Here is a 26,329-nt window from a genome sequence, read left to right as displayed (position 1 = left end):
AACACCAGCTGAAACAGAAAGACGTTACTTTAATCAAAACCTCTTATCAGGTGTCCTAAATTAGTTGACCACTACATGTCATAGCCTAATAGCGTGGTAAAACCTGTGAAGCCATTGTTACCACCGAAGCCTGTCTCATTACGGAAGAATAATAAGGCGGCAGCGTAGGTCATGGCTTGAGTGATAATCGAAAAATAAACACCTTTGATTTTTGAGCGAAAAGCAAAATAACCAAAGATAAAAGCAACCAAACCGGGAACTAACACCACTAGAGCCATCGCCCACCAAAAGTGTTGAGTGCCTGCCCAATACCACGGCAATTCGGTCCAACTTAAGAAGCGCATAAAGTCTGGGATACCAGCGCCAGCCGTTTCACGCGTCAAGTACATACCAAAGGCATAACCGCCCAAAGCAAAATAAAGACCATGTCCTAAGCTTAGAATGCCAGCGTAGCCCCAGACGAGATCTAGCGCCAGTGCTACCATAGCCAGTGCCATTATTTTACCGATGAGCGTTATCCAGTAAGCAGACAAATGAAAACTAGAGGTTTCAGGTAGTAGATGGAGCCAAGGCAATATCAGTAACACCAAAAAACATAAACCAATCAAAATGGCATTACGTGGGGAATCAGATAATAATTGAGTCAAACGCATTAGGTTCTCCTTAATCCACAAAACGGCCTTTGAGGGCAAATAAACCTTGTGGACGTTTTTGAATAAACAAAATCACAAGAACCAGTAACACAATCTTAGCCATCACAGCACCAATGCCAATCTCAAGCACCGTACCACTGACGCCAAGACCTAAAGATGCCAATACTGCACCCCATACTTGTCCAACACCGCCAACCACGACGACTAAAAACGCATCAATAATATAAGTCTGACCAAGATCAGGTCCGACGTTACCTACTTGCGCTAACGCACAGCCAGCGAGACCTGCGAGACCCGAGCCAAGTCCAAAAGCCAACATATCGATACGGGCAGATGAGATACCAACCGCGCGCGCCATTTGCCGGTTTTGCGTCACAGCGCGCACAAATAGCCCGAAACGAGTCTTTTTAAGTAAGTACACTAGTAGCATAAGAATAATGATCGTAAAGCCGATAATAGCGATACGGTTGAAGGGGAGTACAAGGCTAGAGGACACTTGATAGGCACCGCTTAACCAGTCAACATTGCTGACTTCAACGTTTTGCGCGCCAAATATCATCCTTACCAACTGCATAAGAATCAGACTGACACCGAAGGTTGCCAGTAAGGTTTCAAGCTCCCGTCCATAAAGCGGTCGAATAACGATTCGTTCGATAATCATGCCGATAATGGCACTGACTAAAAAAGCAACGGGTATAGCGGCAACCAGATACCAACCTGCCATACCGGGAAAATACGCTTGAAATAAATTTTGCACCATATAAGTGGCGTAAGCACCAATCATAATCAGCTCACCGTGCGCCATATTGATGACACCCAGTAGCCCAAAGGTAATAGCAAGACCAAGTGCTGCTAATAACAAGATACTGGCGGTACTCATACCAGTAAAGAGATGTCCTATCCAAGTACTGATAGTAATACGTCGCTCGATACTCGTCTCAGCGTCTAACAGGGCAGATTTGAGCACAGGATCGATATCGTCCGCCGCCAATGCCCGTTTGACATCGACTAAGACTTGCGGGCTATCACTATCGGCAAGCACGGTAAGCGCGACAATTTGCTTAGCGACGTCGCCATCTCTAAAATCAATCCTCGCTTGTAAAGTGCTCAACGCCGTTTTGACGTCGACATCTTGCTCATTAGTGGCAGCAGTACTTATGAGCGCTGGATCTAGCTGCTCGATATTGTCCGCTAAGATGACTACTGCCTGCATACGTTGCTTAGGATCGTCTGATTCAAGCTTAACTTTGGCTTGTCCAAACACCAAAGCTGAGCGCAGAGCATTGGTCAAAGTCACTTGCGCCAAGTCGCTGGGCCATTCGGTGGTTAGCTGCTTAGCAGGGTAAGTAAATAGCTCATCTTCGCTATTTAAGAGATACGTCTGACCGTCATTGCCTTGATATAACTCATCGTTTTTTATCAGCTCAATCAAAGTATCTAGACTCTCAACTGACCCTGGCCACTGATTGAGCATGGTTTGGCGCTTGCCAAAGTCTGCGGCGACAAATTGTTCAATAGCATCCTCTTTACTTATCGTCAGATCAGCTGGCGTAGTTAGAGACTTCTCGTTTTGAGCAAGCAAGCTATCGTCTTGAGCAAGCAAAGTCTTATCATTAACAGCATTGGATGTCGCAGCCACCGTATTAGTAGATACTGCCTCGTCATGACTGTGTGCTATTAGCGTCTCGTGAGCATAAACAGACGATGTGGTAGTGATCAGTAATAGTGCTAAAGATAATAGGGTAATGATAAAAGTCTTATTAGAATAATTGGCTGGCGCGTCACTTTTAGAATAGGAATAATAACGTGACATGATGGCTCCTTTTTTACAGTCAACACTCCTCTAACCTCTACTAAAAAAATGTTTTATCAGTAGAGGTGCTAAAGGGTTGCTGGTATTGATACCATTAAGGGACTAAGGATTAGGGGCTAAGGCTTGGGTGACCACAACCTTATTTAGGAATGTACTGACTCCATGGCTCAGCACGAATGACTTTTGGCGTTTTGCTGATCACATCGAACTGACCATCGGCACGGATTTGACCGATCATGACAGGCTTCCATAAGTGATGATTTTCTTCATCCATTTTCAAGGTATATCCTGATGGCGCGTCAAAAGTCTGACCTCCCATACTAATACGCACTTTATCGACATCAGTAGTACCCGCTTTTTCAACCGCTTGTTTCCACATATTGATACCGACGTAAGTGGCTTCCATAGGATCATTGGTCACAACCTTTTCAGCATTCGGTAGCTTATGATCTAGCGCATATTTCTTATACTTTTTGGTGAAGGCGCTGTTAACGGGATTCTTAACCGACATAAAATAATTCCATGACGCTAAATGCCCTTGTAACAAGCTGGTATCGATACCACGAAGCTCTTCTTCTCCTACTGAGAATGCCATGACTGGAATGTCAGAGGCTTTAATACCTTGGTTGGCAAGCTCACGATAAAATGGCACGTTTGAGTCGCCATTAATGGTAGAGATAACTGCCGTCTTTTTACCGGTAGAGAAGCTTTTAATATTGCTAACGATAGTCTGATAGTTGCTAAAGCCAAATGGAGTATATTCTTCCATGATGTCTTTTTCAGCGACGCCTTTAGACTTTAAGAAAGCCCGTAAAATCTGATTGGTAGTACGGGGGTAGACATAATCTGTCCCAAGCAGTACAAAGCGTTCTGCACTACCGCCCTCTGGACTCATTAAGTATTCAACGGCAGGAATGGCTTGCTGGTTGGGAGCCGCACCAGTGTAAAAAATGTTTTCTGACTGCTCTTGACCCTCGTACTGCACAGGGTAGAACATGAGGCCATTTAACTCTTCAACGACAGGCAGCACTGACTTACGTGACACCGATGTCCAGCCACCAAATATCACATCAACTTTGTCTTGGGTTAATAGCTGACGAGCTTTTTCAGCGAATAACGGCCAATCAGAAGCGGGATCTACAACGACGGGCTCTAGCTGCTTACCTAACACGCCGCCATTGGCATTTATTTCATCAATGGTCATGAGGGCAGTATCTTTTAATGACGTTTCAGAGATGGCCATCGTTCCAGACAAAGAATGTAAGATACCCACTTTGATCGTATCGCCATTTGCCGCAGGGGTAGCAGAAGTCGCAGTTGTTTCAGTTTTTGTTGCTGTAGAGTTGGTTTCAGTATTGGTTTCAGCAGGTTTTTGACAACCAATCAGGCTTAAACTTCCTATAATGGCGACTGCTAATACAGATAAACGTGATGTCAATTTTGAATCGATACGATAGTTTGTATTGATAGGAGTAACAGTGATAAGAGTGGGCAACAAAGACATATATTTCTCCAAAAGATAAAGTAGCAGCTTGGTTAGGCTGAATGAACAGCCCATTCCTAACTACTATTAATACCTCAATATTTGTGCCAACCTAAAGTATAATAATTTGCACCAAAATCGTTCTTAATTAGAGGATATGGTTCTTTTTTGCACCATAAGCGTCTGGTTTAGAGAACCAAAGCTGTGCATAAAAAACGATTAGAGGGAAAGTAATGTGCTATTAAGTTTAAAAAGTGTGAACGGATGAGACTTATGCTATCAATCCTATAGGCATTAACTTGGAATATTTCACCTTTAGTCAATACCCAACAAGCCCGCCAGCGTATGTAGATAAAGTGACTCTATCCAAAATACCGACTGCCTCTTTACAGTGCTGAAAACACTGCTCAGCCTTACTGATTAGGCGCAGTTTATATATTGATCGAATAAAAAATAAAGTATTAATATTGTTCTACAAGTATTTAATAGAGGCAATCATGATCGCTGGACAGAGATCCACATGACAGGCATAGGCATAGGCATAGGCAGATAAAGTGTTCATCCGTGCCATTTCTATGAAAATAGGTAAATCCTAAGTGCTTATGAAAATAATGTATCGGTACTGGTCGTTGGTGCAGCAAGCGGCGTGGGCTCAATATTGACGCAACTATTATCAGTACAGCTTAAAGAGATGAGAGCGTATAATGGCTTAAAGACTTGGGCGCGGATCATGTGATTAATTACCGTAATCCTTTATATGATGAGCTGCAAAAGACTGGCATTACTGAAGTAGATTACGTTGTCAGTCTTAATAATACGGAAAAGCATTATGAAGAGATTATTAAGTGCTTAAAGCCACAAGGAAAGCTTGGACTTATTGATGATCCAGTCACACTGGACGTCATACCGCTTAAAATGAAAAGCTTAAGTTTACATTGGGAATTCATGTTTACCCGCTCAATATTCCAAACGCCTGACATGATTAAACAGCATCGTTTATTGATAGATGTAGCAAAAATAATTGATGCTGGCGAGATTAAAACCACCATCGCCCATCATATTGGTACGATAACGGCTGAGCACTTACGAGACACGCATCAAATGTTAGAAAACAGCCAAGCATATGGTAAGGTTGTACTAGAAGGCTGGCCTGTATAAGTTCTTAAAAACAAATGTTTTATACCGTCTAAAACAATCCCAATATTTGAACATAGGAAGCATTTATGAACACACAAGCAAACAAACCACTGACTATCGTTGCCACTATTAAAGCTAAACCTGAGCATGCCGAGCAGGTCAAATCTGAGCTGCTGACACTAACCGCAGCATCACAAGCGGATCAAGGTTGTATTCAATATATCTTGCATCAAGATAATGCGAATATGACTGGTTTCATCGTTTATGAGATTTGGGAAAACAACGAGTCGTTGCAGCAGCATGTACAAAGTCCGCATTTCCAAAATTATGTAAAAGTGACAGATGGGATGGTCGATGAGTTTATCATTACTGAGATGACGGCGATTTCATAAATGTAGCTAATTTTAAGTTTTTAGACGCTACTCAAAATCCATGGTTTTGTTCGATTACATTCGAATCTGATAGAGCAAAATCATGAGATTGACTTATACATGGCTAAGCGAACTACAACATAAAACATTTTCAAACTACAGTACAAATCCGTAAATTTACCCTGCCTAAGTAAAATATTTATTCGCTTATTTGTATCAGTACCAGTAAAATGCGAGACTGTTTTCTACACTAGTTTATGAGTAACCAATGATACGTTTAACTGAAATTAAATTGCCGTTAAATCATGCACCTGAAGATCTAACGACTGCTATAACGACAAAACTTAAAATTTCTGCTGAGCAAATGGCGTCATTTGTGATGTTTAAACGTGGTTATGATGCTCGTAATAAAAGAAATATCCAATTAATTTATACGTTAGACATCACACTGACCGACTCGGAGTTAGCCAATGATTTACTGGTTCAATTTGAGTCAGACAACCATGTTAAAGCAACACCAGATACCAGCTACAAATATGTAGGTGAAGCGCCAGAGAATTTAACTGAGCGTCCGGTTATTATTGGTTTTGGTCCGTGTGGATTAATGGCTGGACTTACTCTTGCCCAAATGGGTTTCAAACCTATTATCATTGAACGCGGTAATGAAGTAAGACAACGCACCAAAGACACTTTTGGCTTTTGGCGTCAGCGTAAATTAAACACAGAATCAAACGTACAATTTGGTGAAGGTGGAGCAGGCACCTTTTCTGACGGCAAATTATATAGCCAAGTGAAAGATCCAAATCATTACGGCCGTAAAGTCATGACAGAATTCGTAAAAGCGGGCGCACCAGATGAGATTTTATTTGTTAGTAAACCGCACATAGGTACTTATAAGTTAGTCACTATGGTAGAAAAAATGCGTGCCGAGATCATAGCGCTCGGTGGTGAAGTCCGTTTTGCTACTCGCGTAGACGACTTGCATATCACTGATTCAAAAGTAACAGGCGTGACACTTAATAGTGGCGAGATCTTAAAAACCAATCATGTCATTCTTGCTGTTGGTCATAGCGCCCGAGATACTTTTGAAATGATCCATGATAAAGGCGTGTATGTTGAAGCAAAACCTTTCTCAATTGGCTTTAGAATAGAACATAAGCAGTCGGCCATAGACAAAGCACGCTTTGGTGACAATGCTGGAAACGAAATACTCGGCGCTGCGGATTACAAACTGGTTCATCATTGTAAAAATGGTCGTTCTGTTTATAGCTTCTGTATGTGTCCAGGCGGAACCGTTGTTGCCGCCGCATCAGAAGAAGGCCGTGTTGTCACTAACGGCATGAGCCAATATTCAAGAAACGAGCGTAACGCCAACAGTGCTATTGTTGTCGGCATTGACCCAGAGCGAGATTACCCAAATCACCCTCTTGCTGGTATCGATTTACAAAGACAACTAGAAACCTTAGCGTTTGAATTGGGCGGCAAAGACTACAGTGCACCAGCGCAAACCATTGGTGATTTCTTAAAAGGAAAGCCAGACTCAGAATTAGGCGATGTAAAACCCTCTTACACACCGGGTATTACCTTAACTGACTTAAGCAAAGCGTTACCTGACTTTGCGGTGGATGCCATACGTGAAGCCATTCCAGCATTTAATAAAAAAATTAAAGGATTTTCATCTGACGACGGTTTACTCACTGGCGTAGAAACCAGAACATCGTCACCAATCAGCATTAAACGCAATAAAGAATTCCAAAGCATTAATACCAAAGGATTATTCCCTGCAGGCGAAGGCGCTGGCTACGCAGGTGGCATATTATCAGCAGGGATTGATGGTATTAAAGTGGCTGAAGCTGTGGCAAAATCGATGTTGAACATAGAGTAAGAGCGGCTGTAAATTGTAAGCAAACCCCAATATTAAAACGCTTACTTAGATAAAGACATGTGATCGGTAAAGCCTTTCAAGCTATAAAATATAAAGCTTGAAAGGCTTTTTTTTGCTTTGAAGGTATGCTGTATGAAAATGCATCGTAAGTTATGCAATGTTATGTTGTGATATATTAAGACATTAAAAACCCCAGAGCGTATAGGCTATGGAGTTCTATGATTGCTTATAAGAATGTTTGTTGGTGCGCCCACCAAGACTCGAACTCGGATCGATCGCTTAGGAGGCAACTGCTCTATCCTGTTGAGCTATAGGCGCATTATGGAGGGACATTGTAGAAAAAAGTAGGCATAAAAGCAATCAACAAAAGATAAATAGAAGCAATTTATCCTTACTCGCCATTACTAAGTGCATCAGCGACATCTTCTCCATTGTCGCCTAATGGTTTTTTGGCTTGTGAGGTAGGCCTAAATAAATCGTCAACACTGTTTTTATAACCTTCGATATTGTAATAATCATATTTTTTTAATATGTCTTGCCCCGTACTTGAGAGCAAAAAGTTACGAAAATTAATCGCCACAGTATTATGCGTCAGGGTAACACCATCAAGCGCATGCTCATCTTTCAAGGCATAGCTAAAAGAACTCAGACGACGCGCTTCGGCATTGTCTGATGTATTTGTAGCAATGTCTGCTTCGCTAAACAGATCACTTACATTCAGGCTAGCATCACTATCTTGATTGGCATTATCAGTATCAATATTGCTCTGATTGCGCTTGTCTTGAGCATCTTTAAGCTTGGTTTGTAAGGGTAGTAGGTGCTCGCTTGGTAAGATATTATCAGCAATAATTATGTCGGCATGAGTGACAACAGGCGCACTCTCATTGCCATTATGATTGTTATTTGGCAAAGTTAATAGTGCTGTAGAATTGACATAATTTGTGAAAACTTGCACATGAGGATAGCGGGATTCGAAACTTGTGATCACATGGTCTAATGGTATTTGTAGACTGTCTTCTATTTGCAAATATAAGGTACGATCAGCGCTAGTATCTGCATCCTCATCAGTGCCTTCTGCTATCGTCTCACTCTCGCTTGCCAAAATAGGCAGTGGATCCATGTTTTTACGGTTGCTACTCCACAACCAAGTAAAAACGGCGATGAGTATCATCAGCAGTAGCAAAAGCAGGCCAGCCAATAGCAGTTTATAGTCTTTCATAGATTATCGTTCTTATTTTGGTGTATTTGATTTAGGCTTAAATGACCTATAGCACATAACTTTTCGGCTAACATTGCTGCTAAAAACTAAGCTATTTATACAATACTTCCTCGACCAAATCCGCTAGCATTTCAGCGAAAACATCCGTTTTTTCTGTTGCTTGAATGCTATCGTTTTGCTTACTTACTTTTTTAGATTCTTGAGTTTGCGTACCGCTGTTCTGCTCAGCGCTATTATCATTATTGGCTGAGGTTGATGTACTGTCTTGCGGCGCAATAGATCTGGTTTCGCTATTTGTAGTCGTGCTTGTCGTAGTATGCGCGGCTAATGGGGATTCACCTATTGTTAATTGGTCTTTTAACCAGTCAAAACCGTGGCTCTCCCACCATGCTTCGAAGCGTGGTAGTGTAATGCCGCGTACTGCCATAGGCAAGTTTAGTGTTCGCAGCTTTTGTGCCAACACTGGATCTTGGATAGCTTGATGACGACTTAGATACAAGGCATCGGGGGAACCTTGATAAGGTTGCCTACGCTGCCACGATAGCTCATCAATTTTCATACGAGGCAATTGCCATAATTCCCCTCGATAGTAGACTACATAGACACGTCGTTCAAGGTGGATAAAGAGGGCATCGATAGGGCGCAGGGGCATAAGATTAAGTTGTCTCGTCGTTAAGAAGCTCATTTAAAAAATCAGCGACATCCGTTGTCGTAGGCTATGTCATCCTTGGTTTATAAACTGGTAAACCACTGGGAACAGTGGCACACTAATCGGGTGATGCGATTGGTGGTTATATCAGCTATTAATTATAACTACTGTCAATGGATTTACTATGATTATGCTAGCAGAAATATTACTCAGTAACGACTGCCAAACATGGATTGATGAGTATCGTTTGTGGCATTGTTATTGTACTCAAAGCTTTTATCATTAACGTTGGTGCGCTATTTTAACCCTATGTTATCTATTAACCCCCTTATTCTTTTATCACTTCAATCAGATTGCCCTTCTATGTTTAAAATAATTCAGTCACACCGTACCGAAAACCTCGTTGATCAACTGCTTGTGCAATATCAGTCTAAGGATCAGCCTGTTTTTGAGCCTTTTATTGTCATTGTGCCTTCAATGGTATTGGGCGATTGGTTGGACAAAACCATTGCTAGCCGTGCTGGAATTAGCACGTTGGTGCGTACTAAGTTTTGGGGTCAGTATCAGTGGACACTCATGCAGGATGTGTTAACCCGTCATAATACGTATTTATTGGCTCAAAATCCTGAAGCGGCAACCTTGAATGTACCAGAAGTGGCGGTGCTGTCGCCCACAGTGATGCAATGGCGCTTGTTTGGCTATTTAACCTATTACCAAGAGGTGATTGTTGCCGATGAAAAGCATCCGGTTAACCCATTATTAGCGTCTTTGATTGATGAGCCGCATGAAGGTGCTCAACAAGGTAATTTAGGACAAGACAATTTAAAACAGAACATGACAAAAGACAAGGCGCAACAAGACGCCCGTATCTGGCAGCTGGCAAGTGATTTGGCAAGAGTGTTTAACCGCTACTTAACCCATCGTGAGGATTGGTTGGCGCTATGGTCGTATAACAAACCTCTGAATGTGGATGAATTAATAGCGGATAAAGATGCATTGTCACTACGCTTTGATAAATATGCGCGTGGCACGCCTGAATGGTTGGTTGAGCATTATGTTGAGTTGGAAGCTGCTCAGCGCTTCTTATGGTCGCATTTATTTGCTGATGTTCATCTACACCGTGTGGCACTTGAGGATGTCTTCTGGTCGGCTTTAGCAGCTAACACCGCGGATGAGCGCGCTCAGTTGCCCAAAGTACTGCGCATTTTTACCATTCAGCAACTGCCACAGACCGAGCTAGATTTTTTGCAGCGTTTATCGAAGTACATGAATATCACGCTATTGCATTACAACCCATCAAAGCTGTTTTGGGCCGATATCGTTGATAAATCTTGGTTACAGCGTCAACAAATTATCAACCCTGAAAGTGTGTTTTTACGGGATTATGGTCACAGTTTACTGTCGCGTTTGGGCAAGCAGTCGCGCGATACCTTTGCCATGCTTGCTAATTTGTCGGGCAATGAGCAGTACCAAGAAGAAATAGTAGAGTGGCAAGATAGCTTCGATGTTGGCGATATTAGCGATGATGGTTTAGATAATGATTGGAATGATGAGTTTGGGACTAGTGTTGATGACAGAGCCTATGAGGAGGCTAACAGTTCTCAAGCTACGCAAAATAGTCCAAGCTTATTAAGACGTTTGCAAAATGACGTTTTAATGCTTGATGAGCAATCGACCCAACAAGCAACGGCCGCTACAGTCTCGCAAGCAGTGAGTCAGCAAATAGCGTCGAGCCTTGATGGAGATAAACAAGAGACGGCTTGGTATGACGATGAGGCTTTGGAGAATAAGCGTTTTGAGAAGAATCGTTTTTGGGCAATCTCTTCGCAAGATAATAGCCTAAGCGTTCATTCGTGCCATAGTTTGCAGCGCCAGCTTGAAGTGTTGCGTATCATGATTGGGCGCTGGTTAAATGAACCTATCAAAGCGAGTGAGAAAAAACGCCATATATCTGACATTGTGGTGTTACTACCCGATGTTGAGCGTCATCATGCGCTGATTGGCTCTATCTTTGTCAATGGCAGAGGTCAAGATGGTTTGACCTTACCTGCTAAAGTCACTGGTGTTGTCGATGCTGATATTCGGCAGCTATGGGACGCGATTATTGGTTTTTATAAATTATTAGGCAGCCATAGTGCCCGTTTTGAAGCGGCTGAAGTCTTAGATTGGTTGATGCTGCCACCTTTGTTTGAAAGTTTTGGGCTGACTCATGAGCAGATGAGCCGTGGCTGTGATTTGTTGGTAGAGGCAGGCTTTATCCGCGGGTTTGATGAGCGGCATCTTAAGCAAACTTTGGATAGCAATGATTACGACTACCGCTTTAGCTTTGCGCAAGCGTTAGACAGATTAACATTAGGCTTAGTGATGCCAGAGGCTGAGTTGAGCGATTGTTTATACCCTTTAAATGAAGATGAATGGCCAAGTACTGCATTACCAGAAATGACCTTGCCATTGCCGCAAGTGAGCCTAAATGATGCGTTGATCGTTGAAGCGCTTTGCCGCATTTATACTGGCTTGGTCGCACGACGCAATGACCATACACAAAAAATGAAAGCGGAAGATTGGCTCGATCAGATTGAGAGACAAGTGATACATCGCTACTTTGGCGATGTGGATCAAACGCGTACCATGCGTGCTATCTACAACGCGATGAACGGCTTTAAATCTAGCTTGCGAGCCAATCGTCACTATAGACAGTACGCCAGTAGCGATAGCGACAATAGAGAAGTAGAGCAAAAGCTGGCAGGTGTGGAGCAGTTGCCACTAAAGCTGAGCTTTATGCTAGACAGTATTGAAAACGAGCTTGAAAGCCAGCAGGTCAGTGCGGAGCCGACTGGGGTGATTACTTTTGGTCGGTTTGGTGCGCTAAGAAACGTGCCGTTTGAGTTGGTGGTGATGCTCAATATGGATCTCTCTGAGTTTCCTGCGCGTGATCGTGATAACCGCTATGATTTGATGAAAGCGACCAATTCACGTCGCGGTGACAGAGTCAGCGAAGACGATGACAATGGTGCATTTTTAGATGCGCTGCTGTGTGCGCGTAGTGCTTGCTGGATGTTTTACAACGGTCAAAGTCTGACGGACACTCATGAGCACCTGCCAGCCAACCCAGTGAGCGAATTGCTACAGTTCTTGCAAGGTGAAGTACAGTGGCAGGTGAACTCGCTTGAAGACTTAGCAACATTATCAGAGAGTATTGATCCTACCACCGAGACTCTCAAGCGCTATTTGCCTAAATTGATTAAGCAATGGCTAGTGACTGAGCATCCTGCACTGCCTTTTCATGAGAGTCTGTTTGAAACAGAAATTGAAAGCAATGATATTTTTGAGCAAGCGTCTCCTGATATTGATGGCAATAACAATGCCAACGTCAATGCTCAGGATTCCAGCCCTGTCGATATGATTGATGAGCTGGATACTTTATTAAATAAAGCCATGCGCAAAACCAAACTGGCGCAAAAAAAGCAGTTTCCGCCTGCGCCGCTTTGGCAGTCAGTGTTTCATACTTTAAAAGGGCGAGTATCTAGTGAGCATGCGCAACTGGTGAGCTTACCCACAAAATCACAATATGAGTCAATCGCTAAGATACTTGGTCAAGGCTTGGGTCAGTTAGGTCGAGTAGACAATCAAACCTTGTCTGCATTGGCTGAAATACTAGCGCTAGATACAGTTGTTGATGCTAGCGATGTCGGTAGCATGACGGAAGCGCTTACCCAAGCGGTATCTGATAGCATATTTAATATTGGAGAGATAGACGTTGAAGGAGTATTAGCGTACCAAGTGCGCCATCCTGCCAAAGCGTTTTTGCGTACTCAAAAGGTGCATGTGGTGCAAGGTGAAGAAGCGCTGTCGCAGCAAGAGCCGCTATTTTTAGACAGCTTGACGACCTATCAAATTAAAGCGCATTTGATTAAAGAGCTAGCGACCGATAATACTATTGCCAATACGACTGATGACAGCGCTAATCAAACCTTAATGTACCAAAAAATCATGCCAGCTGGTGTGGCTCGTCAAACCACGCTACCCAATCAACAACAAAAGCTGCAACAGCAATGTCTAGAGTTCAAAGAGCAGTTAATGGCTGATGGCTTTGATGAGAGTAGTATTATTAACGAAGGTGGAGCAGATAGCGCTACATTATTACAGCTACTGACACCAATCACCGAACACCCTGTTCAGATAGAGTTGGCAAAACTGTTGAATAGCACCAATAGCGAATCAAGCAACCAGACAGATATAGAGGGTATGGAAACACTGCTCAAGCTGTTGCCGAAGATTATTAAGATAAAAGGCTCGGTGCCAATATTAGCATCAGTATCATTACCACCATCATCAGTGCCGCCAGATGCGCATGCCCGCCACACACATCTGCAGGCAGGTAAGACCTATGCTGAGCAATCACCCAAGCAATGGTTAAATATACTGCCCAACTCTGCTAGCCCTAGGCATTTACTCAAATTTTGGTTATCGCACTTGTATTGGCAGGTGGCCAGACGTACCACTGCTGAGCAAGTGGCTCTAAATGATGGTGTGAGTATTTGGCGCTTTAATAAGCCTAGCTCGCAAGTCAAAAAATATGACAAAATAATCGCCTTTAAACTAAGTCCCGTTGTTTATGAAAATGCTGTGATAGAGCTGATGAAATGGGCGATTTTTGGCAAGCTAGTCGGTCAAGTACCCATTACGTTATTGCCAGAATATGCACTCAATTACCTTGATAAGTACCTAAAGTTTGAAGCAAGTGAAGCCGGCAACTATTGGCCAAAACGTGCCGACTTCTCAGATTGGCTAAGACCTAACTATCAAGCAAACACGGTATACGATACGTGCTCTCAGCATGCCATTTGGCAGTACGTACTGCGTGATCAAGATGCGTTCAAAGCATTATCAGCAGCGTTGACTACCTTGGCACGACCATTGTATGAGCCAATGTTTACCGCGTTAATTGACTTAGACGGCTAATTAGAGCGTGTCTTCAATTCATTCTAGTCATTTAGAATCATTAATTTTTGCTCTCTTGCTCTAATAGATAATAATTAAAAGTATCCGCCCTTATGACAGACTTTACCGACCCAACCAGTATCAGTGACCTTTCTACACAGTCTACGCAACCACATTTATTCGATGAGTACTCGGATGAGCTGCCTCACGCCAATCCTATATCTGATCAAAAAGCGGATGTAATACCAGCAGTTGATGTTGCTCTAACAGGCAAGCATTTAATTGAAGCCTCAGCTGGTACTGGCAAAACGTGGACATTAACTGGTATCGTGCTGCGTCTGCTGATTGAAGCGCGGCGTGCGCCAGAGCAAATCATCGCCACGACCTTTACTCGCGCTGCCGCAGCTGAAATGCGTCAGCGTATTCATGACCGTTTGGTAGATTTTTATCAATTATTACAATGGGTCAATAGCCTAAGTGCTGATACTAATAATAAAGAGAGTTTATACCCGAACATATTACAAGTCATGCCTGAGAGTGATAAGGATAGACAAGCAGATAACTCAAGTGCTGCCTCAAACGCTGAGGCAGAGAAAACTGACCAGCTAAATCAAGACCTTGCTACTGATAAGCAAGCTACCGCTGATAAACGTAAACAAGCAAAAAAATATCGTGAAGATTGGCTAGTCAATCAGGCAAAATATGCGCGCTTAGATGGCATCATGAAAGATCCTATTAACCTGCATTTAATTGGTTATTTATTGGATCATGTCTACAGCTATCCAATGACAGAAGCTATTAGGCGTACCGCGCTGGTGCTAACGACGTTGGATAAGCTATTCGTAGGTACGCTCGATAGCTTGGCGCAAAAATGGCTGACGGAATATAGTAGCGAGACGGGTCATCAGCAAGGCATGGGTATTATTGAAGACAGCAGTATTGAGCAGGTGACTGACAGTATCATTCATGATGAGCTGCGTCAGTTCCAAAGCAGGTTGTATCACGAGGAGCCAAAGCTGTATGCATTGATGGATCAGCAAGGCAAATTGACTGCCGTTAGTGATCATAAGAAGTATGTGACTCGCTCGCTTAACTTTATTTCAGCACCTATTGATGAGATAAGACATGAGAAAAGCTTTGACTTTGTTGCATATGAAAAGCTAATCAAGGAGTTTTCTCAGCTAGATTTAGCAGATATCCAGCCTTATTTAAATCCTGATTATAGAAAAGCTCAAGGGTTTAATGGGCGTTCTAACTTAACCAACCAATTTGATGCCCTTATTGAGGTGCATCAAAAGATAATAGAACATCAGCTGGCATTTACCAATTATTTAAATGAACGTGAAAACAAGATTCTTACCGCATTGCAGGATTCCAGATATCCTAATGAAGACGGCAAGATTAAGAATTTTAATAAAAATAAAGAAAAAGAGCATCAGACCCTATTTGAGCTAGAGACCATTAGTAAGTTAATGGCTCTCTTAGATATGGTTGACGGCTTAAATCAGCATATTTTATTGGTATTAGCCAATCTTAACCGTCATATCGTGCTTGCGGTACGTGACAGACTGCCCGTTATATTAGAAGAGCGCGGCGAGACCACCTTTAATCTGCAAATGGTACGCTTAAATCAAGCATTAACTGGTCGGCAAGGAGAGAAGCTGGCACGTTATATTCGTCACCACTATCCTGTGGCATTGATTGATGAATCGCAAGATATCAATGGCGAGCAAGCCATTATGATTGAAAGTATTTATTTGCCAAAAAACAAACGTAAACAATCTAGCACTAAAAAATCCAGTCAGGAGTTTTTGCTATTGGTTGGTGACCCCAAGCAGGCCATTTATGGGTTTCGTGGTGGCGATGTGGCCAACTATAACTATATGAAAGCTCAGTTTGATAAAAGTGCCCTATGGACACTCGATATCAATCGTCGTTCAAATGCTGATGTGATTAACGCATTGAACTGCTGGTTCGGCATGGCTGATGCAACCACTGGTGAGAATAAATTAGCTCAATTAGGCACAGGTATTTATTACCAGCACATCAAAGCTGAAAAAATGGACAATCAGCTGTCTTGGTTTAATGAGTCAGATAAGCTGGACAACGTGTTGGTCACAGAGGTGCTCTCTGCTCAGTCAGTGAGCTTATTGTACTTACCTTATGACAAAGATAAAGAGCTTGAGTACGATGAGCATGAAATCACTGCGCGCCATATAGCCACTTTGCTTAACAGTGGTCAGACATTAAAAGGCAAACCGATTCAGCCGAGCGATATCGGCGTGCTGGCACGTGCCAAAAAAGATTTAAAACGGGTGGAAGACGAGCTAGTAAAGCTCAATGTGCCGACCTTGACCACCAGTGATGTCAGCATCTTTGAGACGATTATGGCAGAAGATGTGGCAGCACTACTAAGCGCCATGTTATATCCCTATCGTCATGACATGATTAATCGGGTGTTGACCAGTCATCTGTATGGTCTGAGTATTAAAACTATCAAAGCCATGATGACGGATCATGAGTCAGGAATAGTCGAGGGCAGCAATACCGCGCTAAGCTCCGATTCAAATAGCTTTAATTCTAAAAATACAGCAGCTACTGATAATAAAAAAAGCTATCAAGACTTTATTACTTATCTAAAGGAAGGCGCTCAGCGTTGGCAGCACTTTGGCATATTATCGGCACTACATTACTTGTTAGATAAGAATCCAATGCAGCCGCAAGGCGTTTGGCAAGCGTTGGCTGCTCATCCAGAAGGCGATCGTCATATCATGGATTTGCGTCATGTGATGGATATTATGGCGCAGTATGGTATTGGCATGGGTGAGCATGAGCTATTGGCATGGTTTAGACAACACATAGATGCAGCGCCCAGTAGTGATTGGGCCAAGCAATATCCGCTACCGACAGAATCTGGCGTGCAGCTGATGACCATTCATAAGTCAAAAGGGCTCGAGTTCCCCATTGTCTATGTGCTAGGTATGGGCGATGCCAGTAGGAAGTCAGGCAATAAGGAAGACTATGGGCTGTATCTGTATAACGCGCAACAAGCGCCTTCAGCGTTAGTGCAGCAGTCGATAGATAATCAAGCAATGGGAAATCAGCGCCGTTTCTCACCATTGCAAGGCTCTGCCACTGTCGAGGATTACTATACCAATATCGAGACGCAAGAAGGTTTTGATGAGATACGGCGGCTTGGCTATGTGGCATTTACTCGGGCCAGTGAGCAGCTTTATGTCGTGCTACGAGATCCTAGTAATAAAACAGGGTTTGAGTTAAAGCCAGTGTTTTATTGGTTTGACTCCGAAGAGCCAAAGTTTGAATTGCCTGATAGACTCAAAGGTATCATAGGTATGCTCAGAGGGCATGAAGTTAATGAGTTCTATAACAATAACCGTGCTACCGCTAAAGCAGGCGCATTAACGGAAAATGAATCGCCTAATTTGATTAGACCTAAAACAGAGCCTATTAAGTATGATGATTTTTCAGAAGTTATGAAAACCAACTATTTTTATGGGTGGGCCAAGACCAGCTTTACCGCTTTGGCGCGTCAGCTAGATGAATCAACACAGACAATGGCGGTGATGGATGAGCGTATTGATGATGCGATAGACATCGATATGCCAGAAGCTTCAATTTCGGCTGTACCATCACTGCATAATAACGACTCTCTTGAACAAGCCGGTGAGCTAAATCTCAAGTCAGAAGATGATATCCGTTTTACTTTTGTCAAAGGCGCTAATGCCGGTACATTTTTGCATGAGATATTTGAAAAAATTGATTTCAACAATAAAGCGCAGTGGTCTCAAGTTATCGATAGAGCCATCAGTAGTTATCAGCTGCCGCTGGTGTATAGCAGTGCTGAAACCCAAAGCCGTCGATTGCAAGCAAAGACGCAAGAGCAAGGTAATGACGTTAATACTGATTCATTTAATCTTAACTCAGTAGACGCTAGCAAACATGAGGCGTTGATGGACTGGATTGAAGAGGTCTTAGATGCGCCATTATTGGCCTCCAAGCAACCTTTGCGCTCTATTGATGCAGGTCAACGATTTGCTGAATTAGAGTTTAATATGGGGCTATCAGAGAACTTTAAGGCACAAGATATTACTAGACTCTTTCAGCAGTATTTGCCTGATGAGACCGACAAACATGTCACGCTGGTTGCGCAAAACAAAGCGTATTTGTATCGTTATCTACGCGGTGAAATTGACTTGGTGTATGAGCATGCTGGCATGTATTACGTCGTCGATTACAAGAGTAATTTTTTAGGAAATAGCCTAAGTGATTATGATGAAAACACGCTCAAGCAAGCAATGTCCAAGGCGGGATATTGGTTACAAGCAGCGATTTACCAAGTGGCTTTGCATCGATTCCTAGCTATGCGAATCAGTAATTATGCAGGCAATGAAGATAAATACTTGGGTGCTGTTGAATATGTCTTTTTACGCGGCGTATATGATCCGAACGTTAAAGCCGCCTCGAATGAGTCACAAAATGCTAATAAGTCGGACGGTAGCGAATTAAAGATTAACAGCTCCTATGGATTAGTCACTTGGGATATACCCATCGATTTTATTAAAGCACTAGATACGTTGTTTGGCAGACCAGATTGACAGATTTTGAGTAATGATTGACTGCATGAACATTGTTATACCTTTTAACCAAATCTAAAAAGAGACAAGCATACGATGAGCAATAATCTATGAATAATAATAAGAGCAGGGCGGATATAAGCTTACAAGAGAGCTGGGCTAGTAACCTCAGTAATTATATTTTGCTACGCCGTCAGCAGACGCAGGTAGCCTATAACACAATCGATGATAATTCTGATACTGATGATGGTAGCGCCAAAATAGACAAAACTGAAGACAGTGGGTTATTTAGCGCCTTATTCGTTATGTTGGCGACTCATTTGGAAGAAGGGCATACCGTTTTAACCATTGAATCGGCTGCGAATGAAACACCGCGACAAGGTCATATCAATGGCGAGTTAGTGACGCTACATGTGTGGCAGCAGCAATTGTTAGAGGTGTTAGCAATGCCAATCCTTGCGCTAATCGATACTCAAGTAGACAGCCAATCAGAAGATGATGCTACACCTGAGACGTCGCTATTTGTCTTGTTAGAAACTCTGTTTAACAAGCAATCTCAACTATGGGCACAGCTAACACTCAGTAATCATGAAAAAGAGGTGTTAGATAAACGCTTTGATATGGTGACTACGCTATATCAGTTGTTGAAAAATAGCGACTTTGAATCTTTCGTTCAGTCACTTCATAAGCATACGTTATTCGCCGATGTTGACACCAATACTCAGTGTAACACTAATAAAAATAGCCTAAGCAAAAGTAATCAACCTATTATTTATCGGCTTATTAATAACCAAGAGGCTGATGAGCAAAATACCTCCATCACTTTTTGGTTGCATCGAGCTTGGCAAGCCGAGTTCAACTTAGCAAAAAATATCAATAACATTCTGAATCAGCAAGTCAGCCCTTTACAAATAGCAATACCTGAAAACCTTCATGAGCACCAAGTGAAGGCGATTAATGTCGCTAATAACAACGCCTTTAGTATTATTACAGGTGGTCCCGGCACAGGTAAAACCTATACCGTTGCTCAGTTAGTCATCGCGCTGCAACAGGCCGCAGAGAGTAGGGATGGTGAACATAAAAGTATTAGATTCAGCACTGATAGCGCCAGTCTAGCGTTAGCCGCGCCAACGGGTAAGGCAGCACAGCGCATGCAAGAGTCGCTGCAGGCGGCGTTAGACACAGCTGGTGTTGAGCTACAGTTGCAAGAAGCAAAAACGATACATCGCTTGTTAGGTATTGGTCGGACGGGTAGACCGCGTTACGATGCCCATAACCCGCTTGGCGAAGATATTATAATCGTTGATGAGGCATCAATGCTTGGGGTGGAGCTAGCGAATTATCTTGTCAGTGCGGTAAAGCCTGGTGCAAGGTTGATATTATTAGGCGATGCGAACCAGTTAGCAGCGGTCGATGCAGGCGCTGTATTGGCGGATTTATGCCGTATTCCACTATTGCAATCCATTCATGCAGAGCTGACAGAGAGCCGTCGATTTACGGCAGACTCGGGGATTGGCAAGCTTGCTTATCAAATTAATAAAACAGAGACAGATACCCAAGTTATTTGGCAGTTATTAAATCAAGATAACGCGCTAAGTTTTCAGTATGTTAATAACGTAAACACCCTACAAACAGAAGTGCTTCAAAACAGCAAGACAAAAAATAGCCTAAGCAATAATAAAATTATCTCAGAACTGAATTTGAATTACCAAACATACCAGAACAAAGTAAGAACTCTGTTAGAAAGTCCGATCGAAAAATCCATGCCAGAAACCGTTAAAAACACCATTGCTTCATTAATGAAAATATTCAACCAATTTAGAATATTAACTGCTGGTCATAATGGTGAGTGGGGCGATCACTACATTAATAATATTCTCACTCAATGGCATCTTGCTGAGCTCAAGTTACCACTGGGTCAAAACACATGGTTCCATGGTCGTCCTGTTATGGTGCTGCAAAATAACTATGAGCTTGGATTGTTTAATGGTGATATTGGTTTTTGCTTGCAGACAAGCGATGAAAGAAGTCGATTAGAGGTTTTCTTTGAAAATAAAACGCAGGGGATTGCGGTCAATTTGTTAAATGAAGAAGTGATTGCCACAGCTTATGCGATGACCATTCATAAATCACAAGGCTCTGAGTTTGATCATGTGGCTATTACTTTTGACAATAGTCATGCAAGATTGCTGAGTAAAGAACTTATCTATACGGCAGTGACCCGTGCTAAAGAAAAGGTAACCATTTATAGTACCAAACACGCTTTTGAGAAAGCCGTTCAAACACCCACTGAGCGCCACACGGGTTTGGCATTACAGTTTTAGTTGCCTCGTATAGATAATCAAAATATACTAAAAACGCTATGGTATTGCTGATATCAATTTTTTGTCGCCTCTGTCTGCGCAGGCACAGCAAGCAAGAAAAATTGATATCAGCAGTGCGTGATGGTTCGATATTACTTTTCACTGACTATATTTAACAAACAGTATAGTTAGGCATTAAAAAAGCATCCAAATCGGATGCTTTTTTAAAATTCAAATACGAAGATTTAGACTTTGTCTTCTTTAATGGCGTAGATACCCGGTAGATGACGCAGGTAACCATGAAAATCCATACCACAACCGTAGACATAACGGTCCGCGACATCAATACCAACAAAATCAACGTCAAAACCTTCTACTTTGCGATCATGTTGTTTATTAAGTAGTACGCAAGACTCGATAGAGAGAGGCTTTTCTTTACTCAATTCTTCAACCACTGCTTTTAGAGTAATACCTTCGTCAAAAATATCATCGATCAACAAGACGTGCTCGCCCCCAATGCTGACATCAGGCTTAAACTTCCAATCAAGCTCGTTGGTCCCTTCATTATCACGATAGCGCGAAGCGTGGATATAGTGCATACGATGATAAAAAGTCAGGTGAGTGAGTAGTTGACCGGCTGGGATAAGACCACCGTTCATAACCACCATCACGATTGGGTTTAGACCAGCATAGTGTAGGTTGAGTTGGGCGGCAAGACGCTCATAAGCAGCGGCTACTTCGATACTGCTGATAAGGCACTCTGAGTTGCGCAGGGTTTTTTCGATTTCTTGATTACTAATTTGGGTCATGAGTTGCGCCTTCGATAAAAGTGCCGCCTATTTTAGCAAATTTTAGCAAATTTGCCCAACACTACCGCCTTAATAAAAACATAATAGTTTCTAATGTAGCCGTTATTCAGGCTTTTTTACGATGAATGGGCGATAATAGTCAGCCAAACGGTTTAATGAGGTATCAGGTAGGTCTGGCAATAGCTTGTTCAATGCCATACTCATGCCTTTGTCGATGGCGGCTTTAGCAACTGGCACGGACTTACGTTTAATCATGCCAAGCTTTAGCGTTTCTGCGTAGCGGCTGACAAAATGAGTCAACGTCTCTTCGTTGACCGTTTCAAGCGCAGTTTTAAAGGTCGGTCTATCAACGTGTTCAGGTGTAATGGCGGCAAAACCCTCAGTAATGGTTTTTGCATCGGCATCCGATAATTTAAAGCCAATACGCTTCACGCCTTCATTGTCAATAAAGGTGGCCCGATCTCTTAAAAAATGAAAACTGGGCAATACCTCTTCATTGTTTTCTTTACCCAATAAAATATTGAGTAGGGTGTCTGCTGCACGCTCAATGGTTCCAACGATTTTACGCATGGATGCTTGACGCTCAGGGTTTGGAATAATATCTACCAAGCCAACCAATAAGTTATCAATCAAGTCTCGGGCGGTTTGATGGCTTAGGGCATCGCGATAAGGGTAATAATCTACCTGTGCATCAGTAGCGATAACTTGTTCTGCCTCTTCGATCAGCGCTTTGAGTTTAGGTGAAGGTACGAATCCAAAATAGTGTGTCATTATAACTCCTTTATTTGTTGTTTTTAACGTCTTACCAACGTTACATCCCTTGTCAAATCAGTTACTATTTAAACCTCATGCTAAGCAAAGATTCATCACACTATATGTTGACTAGTGGCGTGTTCTAACTTTACAATGCAAGGTTTTTTTTAGCTAGGGTGTGTCCTCATTCTAAAAATGGTAATAAAAATGAGGACACACCCTAGTAATGATCTGACGGGAGTGCTGTTATTTCCCTAATAACGGGTGATCTGAGTCACTCACCGCCCACTAATCTAGCATATTTTTTATACTTTGCTTTAAAAAGCTTGAACTCATAAGGCTATCTACTACTTGTCTAGGGAGAGATAAGATGAATAGTGCTATTGTACTGTTAGTTGGTGTCGCCGCAATGCTCTGCGGTTATGTATTTTATTCGAAGTTTATCGCCACCAAGATTTTGGCATTGGACAACAGTCGTCCCACGCCAGCGCATACGATGAAGGATGGGGTAGATTATATTCCCACCAACAAGTATGTATTATGGGGACATCATTTTACATCGGTGGCAGGGGCTGCTCCAATCATTGGTCCTGCGATTGCGGTTATTTGGGGCTGGGTACCGGCCATTATTTGGGTGGTTTTGGGTACTATTTTTATGGCAGGCGTACATGATATGTCGGCCATTTGGGCCAGTATGCGCAATAGAGGTCAATCGATTGGCTCTATTGCCGGTACCGTCATGGGTACACGTGTACGTAGCTTGATGATGGTCGTTATCTTTTTATTATTATTGATGGTGAATGCTGTATTTGGCGTCGCTATTGCTAATATGATGATCAAAACGCCCTCTGCCGTATTACCGGTTTGGGGCGCGTTGATAGTGGCCTTTATCATCGGGCAGTGTATTTATCGCTACAAGATGAATTTGGTTTGGGTCTCCATCATTGGGGTCAGTGCTTTATACGGGCTGATCTATCTTGGTCCTATGTTCCCCATTGTATTACCTGAGACTTTTTTAGGTCTGCCTGATAATGCGCTATGGATTATTATTTTATTTGCTTATGCAGCCATCGCTTCTTTATTGCCGGTATGGATGCTGCTACAACCACGTGATTATATTAATGGTTTGCAGTTATTTGTCGGTTTGATTTTATTGTACGCCGCGATTTTTATTGCGACCCCCAACATTGTCGCGCCAGCCATAAACACGGCGCTACCAGTTGGCACACCTTCCTTGATGCCATTATTGTTTGTCACGATTGCCTGTGGCGCCATCTCAGGCTTCCATGGATTGGTAGCTACGGGAACTACCTCAAAACAGATTGATAAAGAAGAGGATGTGCGCTTCGTTGGTTACTTCGGTGCATTTGGTGAGGGCATGCTTGCCCTAGGAGCCATTCTCGCAGCCACAGCAGGTTTTGCGACTCTAGGAGATTGGGAAGCGGTTTATCAAAAATTTGGCGACGGTTCTATCGGTGCCTTTATTGATGGTGGCGCGACCATCTTAAATGCCGGTGTGGGCATTGACATGGTGCTATCTCAGACCATGCTGACTGTCATGGCAGCCTTGTTCGCAGGGACGACTATGGATACTGGGGTGCGCTTACAACGTTATATTTTCCAAGAATTTGGTGAATTTTATAACATCCCCGTTCTTAATAAGAGCGTAGTAGCTACGTTGCTCGCTGTCGGAAGCTGTCTACTGTTGGCATTTGGCGCGGGTGGTATCGACGGTGCTGGCGGTATGATTATTTGGCCATTGTTTGGGACAACAAACCAACTTATGGCGGCTTTAACCCTCATGATCGTTACTGTCATTTTATTACGTAAAGGTAAGCCAGTTTGGTACACCTTGGCGCCATTGTCATTCTTGTTAGTGATGACGGTTTTTGCCTTATTGATTCAGCTCAAAACCTTTTACGTTGATGGTAATTGGCTGCTTATCATTATGGACATCATCATTCTAGTCGCAACGATTTTAGTGACGTTTGAGAGTCTATCGGTATTGCGTAAAGAGTGGACCTTGCATAAAGGTAAAAGCAATATTGAAAAGTAATATCTAGATATAACGTCTAATCACTATTGGAATAGATATACAAAAAAACGCTAGCAGCAACTGCTGGCGTTTTTTGTATGAAATAGGCATGATAGATATAGTTAAAATATCCTAAAATGGCGACGTTATGGCTGATATCAGCAGTGCGTAAGGTATTGATATTACTTTTCACTGATTATAATAAGAAAGACTCACAATACGAGCAATCATTTAAGAAAACGCTGAAAAACAAAAATCTAGTAAATGGGACGATAATGACGACAGATAATATAGAAAACACTCAGCCATGGTGGCAGCGGTTCGTGGCAGGGCTGAATGAGTTTTATCATGCGCCTTATCGCCAGACGATGGCACGTGCTGCACGTGATGAAGAAGATTTCTTTATGCTGCTGATGTTCGCTGAGAGCTTAGGCATTGATAATCCTGCCAGCTTTTATACGTTAGAGCTACAACCATTATTTTTAGAAAACTTCCATGAGTGGCATACCCGCATGGGTATGGATAGATGTCCCTTTGACCACGTTGGTTGCTGCTAGTCATAGCCGTTTTTTAGTTATATCTATTTAGATTAAAGATTCTATTGATTAACAATTAACAATTAATAATTGAGACATGAGTATGGCTTTACACCCTCTACACGGATTAGTAGAACAACTGGCGACGCAACCGATTATATTCGTCGGTGGCAAGGGCGGTGTGGGCAAAACCACGACGGCCGCTGCACTTGCCAGCTATTATGCTGGCCAACAACAAAAAACATTGATTGTCTCAACCGATCCAGCGCATAGCTTGGGTGATGTGTTAAAGGTACGGCTCAATAATGAAAAAACTGCCATCACGCCGTATCTGGACGCCATTGAGCTAAATCCTGATGTCATCGTCGATGCGCATTTTGCTCAAGTTGAGCGCACGATTACCGCCTACGCCAATCCAGACATGATGCCCAAAATTCGTGAGCATCTCAGGCTATCAAAATCTGCCCCTGGTGCCCAAGAAGCCGCTATGCTCGAATCGATGTGTCAGCATTTGGTCGCGGCAGCAGATGCCAATTATGAGCATATTATTTTTGATACCGCTCCAACTGGACATACTTTGCGATTGCTGGTACTACCAGAGATGATGGGCGCGTGGACAGATGGATTACTGTCACAGCAACGGCGACAGGCGAAACTGCGCTCGGTAGCGACACATTTGGACCGTCACAATCAAAAAGACAGCAGCCAGAAAAAAGATAAAACTCAGCCAAATAATATAGCAAATCCATTTGCAGAAAAGAAGTCTGACCGCTGGGAGCAAGCAGTATCCGTGCTGGAGAAACGTAAAGAGCTGTTTCGTCAGGCGGGAGCACTGCTGCATGACCGTCAGCAGACTGCTATTGTATTGGTCATGACCGCCGATGTATTACCATTGGCTGAGACCAAACGTGCTATCGAACAGTTAGAAGACAGCAAACTCACGCCAGCAGCGATAGTCATCAATCAGCTCATAGCACCGGCCCAGTCTGATGAGTTTTGGCGCCATCGTGCTGAGCGCCAGCAGCAGCTGATGTATGATATCGACAAGAGCTTTACTAGTTATCCGCTTTATCCCATTTATCTGCAGCAAACCGACGTACGTGGTACTGAGGCATTAAGTGCATTGTTGCAGCCATTGTCGTAAATG

At 42.8% G+C, this 26,329-nt stretch carries 15 protein-coding genes, 1 tRNA gene and 1 pseudogene; 9 read left to right on the top strand and 8 right to left on the bottom strand.

The genetic code is table 11. The features are described 5' to 3' along the window. Nucleotides 1-74: 74 nt before the first annotated feature. From AAEY79_RS09580 to urtA, 3 genes and pseudogenes are all read right to left on the bottom strand, one after another. Nucleotides 75-653 (bottom strand): annotated as a pseudogene (locus tag AAEY79_RS09580) (ABC transporter permease subunit); the annotation flags it as partial. A gap of 10 nt (nucleotides 654-663) precedes the next feature. Further along, a complete protein-coding gene (gene urtB, locus AAEY79_RS09575; RefSeq protein ID WP_352288143.1) occupies nucleotides 664-2,466 on the bottom strand; it encodes an urea ABC transporter permease subunit UrtB in 1,803 nt (600 codons plus the stop codon). A gap of 139 nt (nucleotides 2,467-2,605) precedes the next feature. Continuing rightward, on the bottom strand, nucleotides 2,606-3,916 hold the full coding sequence (gene urtA, locus AAEY79_RS09570; RefSeq protein ID WP_201576477.1) for an urea ABC transporter substrate-binding protein: 1,311 nt from the start codon (nucleotides 3,914-3,916) through the stop codon (nucleotides 2,606-2,608). A 750-nt stretch (nucleotides 3,917-4,666) separates the two neighbouring features. Between urtA and AAEY79_RS09565 the strand changes: the two genes are divergently transcribed. The 3 genes from AAEY79_RS09565 (at nucleotide 4,667) to AAEY79_RS09555 (ending at nucleotide 7,342) form a co-directional block, all read left to right on the top strand. Continuing rightward, the gene (locus AAEY79_RS09565; protein ID WP_265088730.1) at nucleotides 4,667-5,107 is read left to right on the top strand and encodes a zinc-binding dehydrogenase; all 441 of its coding nucleotides are present in this window, start codon (nucleotides 4,667-4,669) and stop codon (nucleotides 5,105-5,107) included. Between the two features lie 65 nt (nucleotides 5,108-5,172). After that, nucleotides 5,173-5,478: a putative quinol monooxygenase gene (locus AAEY79_RS09560; RefSeq protein WP_025652866.1), complete on the top strand. Its 306-nt coding sequence runs from the start codon at nucleotides 5,173-5,175 to the stop codon at nucleotides 5,476-5,478. Nucleotides 5,479-5,725: 247 nt separating this feature from the next. Beyond that, nucleotides 5,726-7,342 carry an NAD(P)/FAD-dependent oxidoreductase gene (locus tag AAEY79_RS09555; RefSeq protein ID WP_350587977.1) on the top strand — a complete coding sequence of 539 codons (1,617 nt, stop codon included), beginning with the start codon at nucleotides 5,726-5,728 and terminating at the stop codon, nucleotides 7,340-7,342. A gap of 242 nt (nucleotides 7,343-7,584) precedes the next feature. Here AAEY79_RS09555 and AAEY79_RS09550 read toward each other — a convergent pair. From AAEY79_RS09550 to AAEY79_RS09540, 3 genes are all read right to left on the bottom strand, one after another. After that, nucleotides 7,585-7,660, bottom strand: a tRNA-Arg gene (locus AAEY79_RS09550). A 73-nt stretch (nucleotides 7,661-7,733) separates the two neighbouring features. Continuing rightward, complete coding sequence (locus AAEY79_RS09545) at nucleotides 7,734-8,561, bottom strand: hypothetical protein (protein WP_201616607.1); 828 nt, start codon at nucleotides 8,559-8,561, stop codon at nucleotides 7,734-7,736. A 91-nt stretch (nucleotides 8,562-8,652) separates the two neighbouring features. Further along, on the bottom strand, nucleotides 8,653-9,213 hold the full coding sequence (locus AAEY79_RS09540; protein WP_173239764.1) for a hypothetical protein: 561 nt from the start codon (nucleotides 9,211-9,213) through the stop codon (nucleotides 8,653-8,655). 360 nt (nucleotides 9,214-9,573) lie between these two features. Between AAEY79_RS09540 and AAEY79_RS09535 the strand changes: the two genes are divergently transcribed. The 3 genes from AAEY79_RS09535 (at nucleotide 9,574) to recD (ending at nucleotide 21,070) form a co-directional block, all read left to right on the top strand. Beyond that, nucleotides 9,574-14,172, top strand: coding sequence for an exodeoxyribonuclease V subunit gamma (locus AAEY79_RS09535; RefSeq protein ID WP_352288139.1), 4,599 nt, complete (start codon nucleotides 9,574-9,576; stop codon nucleotides 14,170-14,172). 92 nt (nucleotides 14,173-14,264) lie between these two features. Beyond that, nucleotides 14,265-18,767 carry a UvrD-helicase domain-containing protein gene (locus AAEY79_RS09530; protein ID WP_352288136.1) on the top strand — a complete coding sequence of 1,501 codons (4,503 nt, stop codon included), beginning with the start codon at nucleotides 14,265-14,267 and terminating at the stop codon, nucleotides 18,765-18,767. Nucleotides 18,768-18,856: 89 nt separating this feature from the next. Next, on the top strand, nucleotides 18,857-21,070 hold the full coding sequence (gene recD / locus AAEY79_RS09525; RefSeq protein WP_350587980.1) for an exodeoxyribonuclease V subunit alpha: 2,214 nt from the start codon (nucleotides 18,857-18,859) through the stop codon (nucleotides 21,068-21,070). 224 nt (nucleotides 21,071-21,294) lie between these two features. Here recD and AAEY79_RS09520 read toward each other — a convergent pair whose 3' ends face one another. Further along, entirely contained in the window at nucleotides 21,295-21,858 is a 564-nt protein-coding gene (locus AAEY79_RS09520) for a hypoxanthine-guanine phosphoribosyltransferase (RefSeq protein WP_201616603.1), read from the bottom strand. 102 nt (nucleotides 21,859-21,960) lie between these two features. Then, nucleotides 21,961-22,629 (bottom strand): hypothetical protein, encoded by a 669-nt coding sequence (locus tag AAEY79_RS09515; protein WP_101211089.1) that lies wholly within the window; start codon nucleotides 22,627-22,629, stop codon nucleotides 21,961-21,963. Between the two features lie 352 nt (nucleotides 22,630-22,981). Between AAEY79_RS09515 and AAEY79_RS09510 the strand changes: the two genes are divergently transcribed. The 3 genes from AAEY79_RS09510 to AAEY79_RS09500 all read left to right on the top strand — a co-directional run bounded on the left by AAEY79_RS09510 (nucleotide 22,982) and on the right by AAEY79_RS09500 (nucleotide 26,326). Beyond that, complete coding sequence (locus AAEY79_RS09510) at nucleotides 22,982-24,667, top strand: carbon starvation protein A (protein WP_025652694.1); 1,686 nt, start codon at nucleotides 22,982-22,984, stop codon at nucleotides 24,665-24,667. Between the two features lie 254 nt (nucleotides 24,668-24,921). Next, nucleotides 24,922-25,203: a cory-CC-star protein gene (locus tag AAEY79_RS09505; RefSeq protein ID WP_051395134.1), complete on the top strand. Its 282-nt coding sequence runs from the start codon at nucleotides 24,922-24,924 to the stop codon at nucleotides 25,201-25,203. A gap of 82 nt (nucleotides 25,204-25,285) precedes the next feature. Then, complete coding sequence (locus tag AAEY79_RS09500) at nucleotides 25,286-26,326, top strand: ArsA family ATPase (RefSeq protein WP_350587982.1); 1,041 nt, start codon at nucleotides 25,286-25,288, stop codon at nucleotides 26,324-26,326. Nucleotides 26,327-26,329: the final 3 nt, after the last annotated feature.

Origin of the sequence: Psychrobacter sp. GW64-MNA-CIBAN-0177 (assembly GCF_040309585.1) — a bacterium.
Lineage (GTDB): Bacteria > Pseudomonadota > Gammaproteobacteria > Pseudomonadales > Moraxellaceae > Psychrobacter > Psychrobacter okhotskensis.
The sequence above is the reverse complement of the archived record's forward strand: the minus strand, read 5'-3'. Positions and strand labels throughout refer to the sequence as shown.

Bases quoted from the DNA above. Each gene is read 5' to 3' on its own strand.
- urtB (WP_352288143.1), bottom strand. From the start codon at position 2,466: ATGTCACGTTATTATTCCTATTCTAAAAGTGACGCGCCAGCCAATTAT.
- AAEY79_RS09560 (WP_025652866.1), top strand. From the start codon at position 5,173: ATGAACACACAAGCAAACAAACCACTGACTATCGTTGCCACTATTAAA.
- AAEY79_RS09555 (WP_350587977.1), top strand. From the start codon at position 5,726: ATGATACGTTTAACTGAAATTAAATTGCCGTTAAATCATGCACCTGAA.
- AAEY79_RS09545 (WP_201616607.1), bottom strand. From the start codon at position 8,561: ATGAAAGACTATAAACTGCTATTGGCTGGCCTGCTTTTGCTACTGCTG.
- AAEY79_RS09540 (WP_173239764.1), bottom strand. From the start codon at position 9,213: ATGCCCCTGCGCCCTATCGATGCCCTCTTTATCCACCTTGAACGACGT.
- AAEY79_RS09535 (WP_352288139.1), top strand. From the start codon at position 9,574: ATGTTTAAAATAATTCAGTCACACCGTACCGAAAACCTCGTTGATCAA.
- AAEY79_RS09530 (WP_352288136.1), top strand. From the start codon at position 14,265: ATGACAGACTTTACCGACCCAACCAGTATCAGTGACCTTTCTACACAG.
- recD (WP_350587980.1), top strand. From the start codon at position 18,857: ATGAATAATAATAAGAGCAGGGCGGATATAAGCTTACAAGAGAGCTGG.
- AAEY79_RS09520 (WP_201616603.1), bottom strand. From the start codon at position 21,858: ATGACCCAAATTAGTAATCAAGAAATCGAAAAAACCCTGCGCAACTCA.
- AAEY79_RS09515 (WP_101211089.1), bottom strand. From the start codon at position 22,629: ATGACACACTATTTTGGATTCGTACCTTCACCTAAACTCAAAGCGCTG.
- AAEY79_RS09510 (WP_025652694.1), top strand. From the start codon at position 22,982: ATGAATAGTGCTATTGTACTGTTAGTTGGTGTCGCCGCAATGCTCTGC.
- AAEY79_RS09505 (WP_051395134.1), top strand. From the start codon at position 24,922: ATGACGACAGATAATATAGAAAACACTCAGCCATGGTGGCAGCGGTTC.
- AAEY79_RS09500 (WP_350587982.1), top strand. From the start codon at position 25,286: ATGGCTTTACACCCTCTACACGGATTAGTAGAACAACTGGCGACGCAA.